Source organism: Cupriavidus sp. UYPR2.512, from assembly GCF_000379565.1.
Taxonomy (GTDB): domain Bacteria; phylum Pseudomonadota; class Gammaproteobacteria; order Burkholderiales; family Burkholderiaceae; genus Cupriavidus.
Window position 1 is genome coordinate 1 of record NZ_KB902869.1, and the last position, 9734, is coordinate 9734.

The following is a 9734-nucleotide window of genomic DNA, read 5'->3' on the forward strand; positions in this document are numbered from 1 at the left end:
CGCTGCGACGCGACCGGCATGCACCAGGCCAAACAGTGCTGCCCGGAACAAAACCGGATCCACGTTCGAACATTTGCGCTCGAGGGTCTCTAGCTGCTGTGGATTTTCCAGGAGGCGCTCGACTGATCGGGACAGTGACCATGGGACGAGGCCTCGATTGGCCACGATGCACGGCAGCATGCGCTGCCAGTTGCCAATCCAAACGCGCGCGGCCGCGAGGTCCGTCGACGACATGCTGCGGATTGAGAATGCTGACTCGTCCAGAGGCTTACCCGGCGCTGCCCTCTCGTCCAGACCGGCGTCTGCGAGAAGAACCAGCTCTTGTCGGTCGGTGTATTGAACCCAGAAATCGGCAAGCCGCGCGTTTCCACCACGGTGTACGTAGCCAGGGCGCTCACAAAAGGCGATCACGCTGGGGTCCGCCTCGAACAGTAACCACAGGTCAAGCAAGGCGCGCCGATAGAACGTCAACCGTCGTCCCAGCTTCGGGCTGAAGGCTTTCTTAAAGTCCGCTGAAGGCCGAGGTGAGTCGTTCTCTGATTTTGGACTGGATACCCGCCTGCACTGCGATAATGCCGACGAGCTTACCCGGTGAGCCGTAGCCGACGTTGGCATGCTGCACCCGGAAGTCGACGGAGGAGCGCCATGTCGCTTGAGAGAACCAAGAAGCATCTAATCGAACTGCTCGAAAACGCCGACAACAAAGTCATCGCTTTGTCTGGCAGGTGGGGAACGGGCAAGACTCATCTTTGGAACGAGGTCAAGACGGAATCCAAAGACGTGAAGGTCAAGAAGGCGCTCTACGTATCGCTGTTCGGCCTGTCGAGCATTGACCAAGTCAAACGCAAGCTGATGGAGGGCGCTTTGCCCGACGCGGCGGTGGGCGGCGGCAAGCTTGAGGTCGTTAAGAACCTGTTCAAGAGCGGGGTGCAAGCTGCGGCTACCCATTACAAGGCGCTCGCAGCCATCAACGATCTCAACTTGCTGCTCGTCGCGCCACTCGCTTTGAGGGAGAGGGTGATCGTCATTGACGACATCGAACGCAAGCACGCGAAGCTCGGGATCGACGAGATCCTTGGTTTCATTGACGAATATTCCAAGGAATTCAAGGCGCGGTTCGTTCTCGTTCTTAACGACGACCAGCTTGCGACAGAGGGCGAGCAGCGGACGCTTTGGACCACGTTTCGAGAGAAAGTGATCGACCAGGAGATCAAGCTCTCGACGACGCCGGATGAAGCGTTCTCAATCGCGATCAAGCTCTTGGCCTCGCCCAAATACGAGGCAACGCTAAAACTAGCCATCATCGCGTGTGGCCTCACGAATATTCGGATTATCTGGAAGGTGATCCGAGCAGCCAATCAGATCCTCGCGAATAGGGATCTGAGCGATCCGATTCAAGCGCGAGTCGTGCCCTCGATCGTTCTCTTCGGAGCTATTCTTTACCGGGGACTTGAGGATGGTCCCGACTTCCAGTTCGCTTTGAACGTTGGAAACCCGGACTGGTCCACGTTCGTTCGCGACAAAAAGGACGAGCCCACCGAAGAAGAAAAGCGCGAAGACCGATGGCGGATGCTCATGAGCGAACTCGGCATCAACAGCTGCGACGACTTCGAGAAGGTGCTCGTGGAGTTCCTAGAATCCGGCCTTTTCGAAAGTGAAAAGGTCCAGGCTATCATCGAACGTTACGTCGTCGAAGCGCAAACCATTGAGGCTCGCCAAAATGCCCGCATCTTCATCAAGAAGGCAATCTGGGACCACCGGGCGACCGAGACGGATCTCCTTTCCGAAGCCACCGGTTTCCCCGCCATCGCAGGCCAGCTCGATCCCTATGTTGCTACGGAGCTCCACAGCGTGCTGAGCGAGTTGGATGGCGGACAGCGCTTGGCCGAGCAGATGATCCAGGCCTGGAACGCTGCGTTCCAGGCTCGTGGGGGCCCCGCCCCGGACGACGACAACCCGTTTGGCAACTCCTTACATCCTGACATTCAAGCCACGTTCGACGTCGTCGTCTCGCAACAACAGGCTCAGGCGACCGTGGTAGAGGCCTGCAATCACATCATCGAACACGGCGGTTGGGGCACTTTGCAAGAAGTGGCCATGAAGCGGGCGACGGCCGACGACTTTGAGTCGGCCATCCGAGAGATGGGCATCGACGACTTGCCGAAATTCATGCGCCGCATGATTCAAATGCGACTCCAGCGAGGTGCCTACGATCCGCACTTCGGTCACGCGACGGACCGCTTCATGGAGGCGTGCCGAGCGATTGCGAACGACCAGAATCCCGAATCAGCTCGACTGGCCAAGCTGATGAAGAGGTTGTTCGCCACGACGGCGCTGGCCATCGAGCTTGAACCTCCACAACAAGGTCAGCGGGCTGACGACGCCGAGCAGCCTTAAGCAGCGTTTAGGAACGAGCCATCACTGGAATAGCAGATTGAGGCGTTGTCGCTGCTTCGGATCAGCCTCGTTACAAGGGATAACTCCGACTCGCCCCAATGACTGTTGTTCACTACGAAGCCGCCATCGACATTACCGGCATCGAAGGGCAGTTGTGGGTTGCGCCAGCCCGCACTTCAAATTCATCACCGGAAAGCGGCCAGTGGTATTCCGCGACCCGGAAGCGGCCAGTCAGCAACGCGTACTCCCGATCCTGGGCGGGCGCCTACTACCGGCAACAGCGAGCGAAGGGCAGCTCGTACCAGGCTGCCGTCCGTGCATTGGCGTTCAAGTGGATACGAATCCTTTACCGCTGCTGGCAGACAAGGACGCGGTACGATGAGAGTATGTACCTCAACACCTTGAGGACGCGCGGCTCGCCCCTCCTCAGCTCCCTAGGGCATGGGTCACCCAGCTTTGATGGACAGTCACGCAGTTGAATTTGACATCGATAAGTTTGCTTCTATTGGGAAGAGTTGCGCGAGTTGCCCACAGGCGGGCGGCGTTTCATTGGGCAGTCTTTATTTGAAAAACCTTGACTGACCGCCTCAGGCCGTGAAGCGGCCGGTCGATTCAGCGCGACATATCGGGCCGCTTTCAAGGTGGAACGGAGGTTCATTTAGTCGCATGCTCGGCGGCAGCCGTGTCCAGAAATTGGTGGTAAATTGCCGAACAAAATTAACTACGATTGCACTTTGGATGGGTTCAATGTCTTTCTCCAATCTCGAGGATAATTTCAGTGGAATTTGGCGACGCGCGCTGAATGAGTCGTCGCTGAACACTTTGGCACCAGAACTCATTGAAAAATGGGCTGGCGACAAGAGGCTCATCAATCCGGTCGCGAAACTTGCAGATGTCGGGGTCTTCCATCCGACGCCGTGTATTGTCCTGACCGTCGAAGGTGGCAAAGCATGCTTCCCGACCATTCCGGTTTCCGGCGACGATAACTGGAAAATAAGGCGGAAACAACACGACGATCAAGCCGCTCTTTGGGACAAGGTCGAGTGGTTTATGCCGCTATGGCTACCGATGGGTGAAATATCTAAGCTGCTTGCTTCCGTGAGGCATGTGACGAGAGAGCGGGCGCTCGATCTTTTCAAATATCACACGTCAACGCTTTACACATTGGCCTTCCAGGCGGTTTGCATCGAACAGATCTTGCCTCTTGCTCGCAGCCTTAAAGAGATCGTGCCGTTGGCGCGGGAAGCTTATCTAGGCGCATATAGCGGCTATTGGGCTACCAGTGTCGGAGCGTTGATACCGGCGATCGAAGGCAGTCTGACAAGAATTGTTTCTGATCTCGGAACTAAAGCCACTGCTCCGGAGAAGATTGATCATGCAGTGAGCCGCGCGATCGAAACTGCTGCACAACTCCATTTTGACCGCATGTGGGTGCCGCCAGAATATAAGACTTGTGACTATCTATTCGGGCAGGACGAGCGTGTGTTCGCCTTTGAGACGTTTCGGAGGTGGCTCAAGAATCATTTTTTTTGCAACACCGACGAATATCAAGGGGTGACTTGGCTGAATCGGCACATGTTTGCGCACGGCACCGCGGCGTCATGGCAGCAACCGGCGAATTTCGCTCGGATGGTGGTCGCGCTTGCCACACTTGCAGCCATCGAATCTTGGTACGACGCCTCTCATAGCGTCTCGTTTTTTCTCCCTGACATGAACGACGACAGCACCTTGCTATGGCAACAGGCGCTGCTTCGGCGCGATGTTCAGATGAAGCTGAAGCTTGCCGAACAGGATCATTTCCGAAAACATGGGCGCCTGGTTCCACCATTGCCAGCAGACAATGGAGTCCTGCTCCGTAAGGGGCTCCTTTCTCAGCAATGTATGACTGATTTGGTTCGGCCTTTACGCGATGCTGGCTGGAATGTGAAAGTCAACGAGCCTGACGATGAGGCGCTCTATATGACCGTCGATGCTTCCCACGGCTTGAAGCTTTTTAGTGTTGCGTTGCTATACAGCTGCGGAACTGAAAATGGTATTTACAAAATCCTCGCTAAACAATGCGTGGCCATCCTCTACTGTGGGGCTCCTTATAAGCAAGATTCATTTGCTTACGGCATCTCGGTGCATGTCGGACCTGTTTTGGGATGGCAGCCGCCAAAAGCGGGTTGAAGAAAGAGATAGTCACCGGATGGACAGAACGCTGCGCCTCCCTGCAGGCGCAAGCGAATAGAGTCCGGTCCGTTGCGACGCGGATATGCCCGGATCCTTGAAAAGTTGAAAGTGGAGCAGTTTCTCCATACTATCTCTATAGCTGCTTAAACATCGCGAGCAACCCGACCGAGCCTATGAGCATCGACGCAGACGCCTATCTAACGACTATCCTCAACCGGGAAGCCGTCGATACGAGCATATTTTCGCCTCTGTGGAATGTCCGAGCAACGATCCAACCGCTCCTTAATGAGTGGGCAAACCGATATCTCCTCGACGTCCGGCCGAGCGGCTCGTTTTCCAAGGGCACGGCCAATGCATCGGGAACCGATATCGATCTTTTCATATCGTTGTCCGATCAGACACCTGAGACCCTGAAGGAGGTCTACGAAAAGCTTTTCGCGCGTCTCAAGGGCCAGGGATACGCGCCGAAGCGACAAAATGTGTCTATCAATATCAGGGTCAATGGCTTCGACGTTGATCTGGTGCCCGCAAAACGGCAAAACTACCTGACGAGCGATCACAGCCTCTATGTCCGTCGCAAAGACACATGGAAGAAGACGAACATCGACACGCACATTGCGCATGTCACTGCGGCGGGGAGGCAACAGGAAACCCGGGTCATCAAACTGTGGCGCAATCAGAAAGGCCTGGATTTTCCCTCGTTTTATGTCGAACTCGCCGTCATCAAGGCGTTGCAGTTTGAATTCTTGGTGCCCCTCTCTCGCCGCGTTGTGAAGTGCTTGGAGTATTTTCGAGACTATCTGCCAACGGCGCAGATCGTCGATCCAGCCAACACAAACAACAGCATTTCAGATGATCTGACCACAGCTGAAAAGCAGGCGATCAGCAAGGCAGCCGCGACGTCCCTGCAGGGGTCTTGGGAGAACTTGGTTCGATGAGTGAATGGTCCCTTCAAACGCTGCTGTCAGGTCTGCACGATAAGGTGCAGCAAAGCCTTGCCGTGTCGCGGCAGTCTTTCGGCCATCCCGGAACCAAGGGTGACGCGAGCGAAAAAGCATGGCTGGATCTGCTTGAAACGTATCTGCCGCGCCGGTATCAGGCGGCAACGGCGCATGTCGTCGATAGCAGGGACGGGTTCAGTCAGCAAATGGACATTGTCATTTTTGACCGGCAGTACACGCCGCTGATCTTCGAGCACAACGACCAACTGGTCATCCCGGCCGAAAGCGTATATGCGGTTTTCGAAGCAAAGCAGTCGATCAACGCCGGGCAGGTAAAATACGCCCAGGAGAAGGTAGAGAGCGTTCGGCGCCTGGTGCGCACGAGCATGCCCGTTCCCTGGCTCAAAGGCGTCGCGGCCGCCAAACCGCTCCACCACATTATCGGCGGTCTACTGACGTTTGAAAGCGACTGGAAGCCGCCCTTGGGTCAACCGCTGGTCGAGGCGCTTCAGGTTCAGCCGGAGAATGTGAACAACCGGTTGGATATCGGTTGTGTGGCGTCTCACGGCCTGTTCAGCTGTGACGATCAAGGGGCAGTGACAATTTCACCGCAGAGCAAGCCTGCAACAGCCTTCCTGCTGGAGCTCATCGCGACGTTGCAAGAGATTGGCACGGTGCCGATGATCGACATCCGGGCTTACGCCCATTGGCTTGCGGACTAGCCTCAAAGTCCCGACGGCCGCGCCGGTAATCGGACCGATGACGGAGAAATTGGCATGCCTACCGGCCATTGGCGTGAGCAACATGAACCATCTGTACTATCGAAGCTGTCGACAGTTGGGACGAGTGGCTTCGTTGCCGCGAACCCGAGCTTGCACGGTCATTTCTCTCGCCGTATCCAGGCGATACTATGGACACCGCGCCTGCGCCACGCGAAGCACGGTTAGGGTGACAGCATGACAGGCTGCATTGCAGCGTTGTACACCAGGCAAGACGGAAGGTACCAGGCTGCCCACACTGCAAAAGAGGCGAGCCTGGTATCCGCTAGAGTTTAGGACGCGAGCCTGTTTTGTCTTCAGGCGCGGCCACATTGAGAAGCGCGGAACGATCGATCTTGCCTTTGGTATACCGGTATTGCAGGCATTGCCAAGCGCCTGCCTTAATGACGTCCGTTGCCAGCAACTGACGGTCGTGCAGCAAGTATTCGCCTTTCCCGTTGACCTGCAGCACATGGCAGTCAGTCTTTCCGAGCACCAGGCCAATGTAATCAACTCCGTTTTCGGCAACGGCAGGGCGAAGCAAATGCTGAACGTTCTCTGGATCCGCCCCGTGTTCAACGGCAAGGTCCATCAGAGCCGAACGGGAATTCAGGCGAGCTTGCCAAGGCCCCCCCAACGCTTTGAGGATCCAGTCTGCATCGCGGTCGTCCGCGTCCTCGATCTCCAAACGCTCGCCTGCTTTCCTTGCGACGACTACCGCTTTCACGCCATCCAAGGAGTTGTCGTACACCAAAGCCATATCCGCTTGCTCGACCGCACACGGCAGTAGCTCCAATGCCCGCCAGTAGCGGTCTCGGATGGTGTCAGGTTTCACGGCATGGCCTCCGAGGCTGACGCGATTTGCTACACGCGCGACATTGATCTCGGGATCATTGGTTGCCACAAATACGAGGAAGACTTCGTATCCTTTGGCCTTCGCCTGGGTGAGCAAAGCCACCTTCTCCGGCGTGGACATGACAGTCTCGAATGCAAACGAGTCCCCGGTTTCGAGGGCGGCAAGTCGGCGCTCCTCGGCGATTGCCGCGGCTTTCCGATTCCGCTCGTCATAGTCCGCGATTTCGCTCTCGAGCGCCTTCGCGATATCGTCAGCGTTGATGTAGGCTTCGGGTGGAAGCCCTGACGCCGCCAGGACTTCGCGATTGGCAGTTGTCTTGCCAGAACCGTTCGGTCCTGCAAAACACAGGACCGTGGTTTCAAAAGGGGGATCTTGTTGCTGCGTCTTGTCGGTTGTTGTCATGCAACTCGCGGCGTCTTGCGTTTGGGTGTGGTTGGGCGCGGGGCCTCATACACCACAGTCGCACGACGGGCCTTGGCCTTAAAGACGCGTTTGTCGCCAGCCGGTGGTAGACCGGCAGCTCGCGCCTCTTCCGCTGCTTTCTTCACGCCACGCGCAAACAGGTCATCGAACTGCTTGCTCATAACGAATTGGGCCAGCTTTGAAGCCATTTTGCACCTCCATGTCGCCTATGGGTTTCATTATATGCCCGTCCGGCTAAGCACGCTCGCAGAACTTAAACGAAACGTGCCCATTACTTTACATTTTAGGCCTCCTTTGGTCGTTTTTCTGCGTTACGTCCCGCTCCGGCCCGACTCTCGCTGCAGCTTGGGTGCGGCCAAAGACATACAACAGGCCATGGTGGTAAGCGCTGAGGGCGCCCCCCAAAAGGGCTGCATCCAAGGCCCCACCGACTGACGAGGCAGTTTCCCAAGGCGATTGCCCGAAACTCGCGGGCCAGTTCAGGTGCTTCGTCTCTCGCCAGAATTGGATGAGCTGCGCCTTGGTCGCCCCCGCCTTAATCAGCCCCGCGATCCTTTGCTGCTGGCTGCCAAAGCCCCCTTCAATGGCGCTATCCTTGAAACCGCCCCACTTTATGAGCGCTACGTCCTTGGGCAGTGGCCGGGCATCGGCCAGCTGCTCCTGTACCGAGTCATAGGCGCTTGGCTTCTCCCGCGGGGTATCCGCATGCAGCCTTTCCTGCCTGTATTCCGCAATTGCATGCCATACGGCCTTATCTCCATCGCGCGCTTGAGACTCGAGTCGCACACACTCATCAGCAACCTCGTTCGAATATCCGCACTGAGTCACAAGAAGAGCGGAAAGCTCGGCAGCGTCTAGGGGCCGCTCGCGGGCCGTCCCGCCAAACTCATACCAGCGATAGAACTCTGCCGAAGGCTCCTGGAAAGAGCACGTTGGGCGCTGCATGCGAAGTATGTCCGCCTGATCAAATCGCGTGCCGTCAGGCGCCACGATTACCATGTCCACCTGGTCATATGTGAACGAAGAACCGAGCGACTGATTGAGCTGCTGCGGGCTGTTGCCGTTCTTCATGGTCTCGCTCCTTACTCAATCACATCCGATGTGCGGGCGGCTTCGAATAGACATCCTGATGGAGCGCATCCGACCCGGAACGAAAGCGCGCGAGCGCTGAACTCGTCAGCGCTGCAGCTCGCTCGCGCAGCCACGCATCTGCCGATTTGGCGAAGCCGAATGTCTGCGAGATCAGATCGGATGGCGTCACGCCACTCTTGCTCTCGGCATCCGGATCAGCGCCGGCCATCACCAGGGCTTTCGAATTCGTGATGCGTCGGCTTGCCGCGAAATGCAGCGGTGTGTGCCCATAGGCATCGCGAGCATCGATCTCTGCCCCGAAATCGATCAGCGCCTTGAGAACCTCGTGATTGTCGTTCGGGGCAGCCTTGTGCAACGCTGTCGCTCCCTTGGAAAGGCCCGGGTACTCCTTCCCCATGCGAGCCATCACCATAGCGCCGCCCTCGATCAGCATATGGACGCTCTTCGCATCCTTTGCCATATGGAGCAAGGGCATGCCATCTACCACCGCCCGAACGTTGGCCCCTTTATCGATGAGATGCTGAGCGAGAATATGGTCCTGATTGAGGATGGCATAGGCCAGGATCGGCGTGCCGCGCCAGAGTGAACTTTTCACGTTGGCGTCGAAGGCGCCTCTTTCCATCAGGCGCAGGATCTCGGCTCGATCCCCCTCAACTGCTGCTTCGAACAACTTGTCCTTCGTGGTTTTGAACATGCTTACTCCGGGTCTACGGCGCACTTTCGCGCCGCTAAGGAACGTGCTCGAAATAACTTCCCGCTATGCGGCGTTCCGTGAGCGGATGCTGTAGTTCCACGCAGGCAAGGTTGAGTCCACCTCATTACACACAACTCCTGGCGGCTGGTGCGCCGCAGAAAGTCGTTTACGGTCAATGACATAGCGGGTGGGGTTGTAAACTCTTTCGGATTGTCGTTCACTCTTGCATTTTGGACGGCACATGCAGCGAGAGGCAACGAGTTGGGCAGCGGCAGAATTCAAGGACATTGACTTGGGCGACCAGCGCCTGAATAAGCGGGCGGTGCTGCTAGCGGAGCGACTCGCAGAGAAGCCGACGGCAAGCATACCGAGTGCGTGCGGCGGCTGGGCGGAAACGGCTG

At 57.0% G+C, this 9734-nt stretch carries 10 protein-coding genes and 1 pseudogene; 6 read left to right on the plus strand and 5 right to left on the minus strand.

Annotated elements, in window-relative coordinates; genetic code table 11:
- On the minus strand, positions 1–471 hold a 471-nt coding region (locus A3A5_RS44455), incomplete at its 3' end, for a hypothetical protein (RefSeq protein WP_018309830.1).
- A 174-nt stretch (positions 472–645) separates the two neighbouring features.
- Here A3A5_RS44455 and A3A5_RS0106665 point away from each other — a divergent pair.
- The 5 genes and pseudogenes from A3A5_RS0106665 to A3A5_RS0106680 all read left to right on the plus strand — a co-directional run bounded on the left by A3A5_RS0106665 (position 646) and on the right by A3A5_RS0106680 (position 6232).
- Positions 646–2397 carry a P-loop NTPase fold protein gene (locus A3A5_RS0106665; protein ID WP_018309831.1) on the plus strand — a complete coding sequence of 584 codons (1752 nt, stop codon included), beginning with the start codon at positions 646–648 and terminating at the stop codon, positions 2395–2397.
- A 254-nt stretch (positions 2398–2651) separates the two neighbouring features.
- Positions 2652–2876 (plus strand): annotated as a pseudogene (locus A3A5_RS44460) (hypothetical protein); the annotation flags it as partial.
- Positions 2877–3144: 268 nt separating this feature from the next.
- Positions 3145–4566 (plus strand): hypothetical protein, encoded by a 1422-nt coding sequence (locus A3A5_RS37770; RefSeq protein ID WP_018309832.1) that lies wholly within the window; start codon positions 3145–3147, stop codon positions 4564–4566.
- Positions 4567–4742: 176 nt separating this feature from the next.
- Positions 4743–5507, plus strand: coding sequence for a hypothetical protein (locus A3A5_RS0106675; RefSeq protein WP_018309833.1), 765 nt, complete (start codon positions 4743–4745; stop codon positions 5505–5507).
- A complete protein-coding gene (locus A3A5_RS0106680; protein ID WP_018309834.1) occupies positions 5504–6232 on the plus strand; it encodes a DUF6602 domain-containing protein in 729 nt (242 codons plus the stop codon). Before A3A5_RS0106675 ends, A3A5_RS0106680 begins: the two co-directional genes overlap by 4 nt.
- A gap of 322 nt (positions 6233–6554) precedes the next feature.
- On the opposite strand, the gene A3A5_RS40175 is transcribed toward A3A5_RS0106680, so the two are convergent.
- The 4 genes from A3A5_RS40175 to A3A5_RS40180 form a co-directional block, all read right to left on the minus strand.
- Positions 6555–7526, minus strand: a complete 972-nt coding sequence (locus A3A5_RS40175; RefSeq protein ID WP_018309835.1) for a zeta toxin family protein — start codon at positions 7524–7526, stop codon at positions 6555–6557.
- Entirely contained in the window at positions 7523–7735 is a 213-nt protein-coding gene (locus A3A5_RS43030) for a hypothetical protein (protein ID WP_157637146.1), read from the minus strand. The genes A3A5_RS40175 and A3A5_RS43030 overlap by 4 nt, the downstream gene beginning before the upstream one ends.
- Before the next feature lie 88 nt (positions 7736–7823).
- Positions 7824–8618 carry a hypothetical protein gene (locus tag A3A5_RS0106690; RefSeq protein ID WP_018309836.1) on the minus strand — a complete coding sequence of 265 codons (795 nt, stop codon included), beginning with the start codon at positions 8616–8618 and terminating at the stop codon, positions 7824–7826.
- Positions 8619–8637: 19 nt separating this feature from the next.
- Positions 8638–9333, minus strand: a complete 696-nt coding sequence (locus A3A5_RS40180) for an ankyrin repeat domain-containing protein (RefSeq protein ID WP_018309837.1) — start codon at positions 9331–9333, stop codon at positions 8638–8640.
- A 241-nt stretch (positions 9334–9574) separates the two neighbouring features.
- On the opposite strand from A3A5_RS40180, the gene A3A5_RS40830 reads away from it, so the two are divergent.
- Positions 9575–9734: transposase (locus A3A5_RS40830; protein WP_198293109.1), on the plus strand; the 160-nt coding region annotated here is incomplete at its 3' end.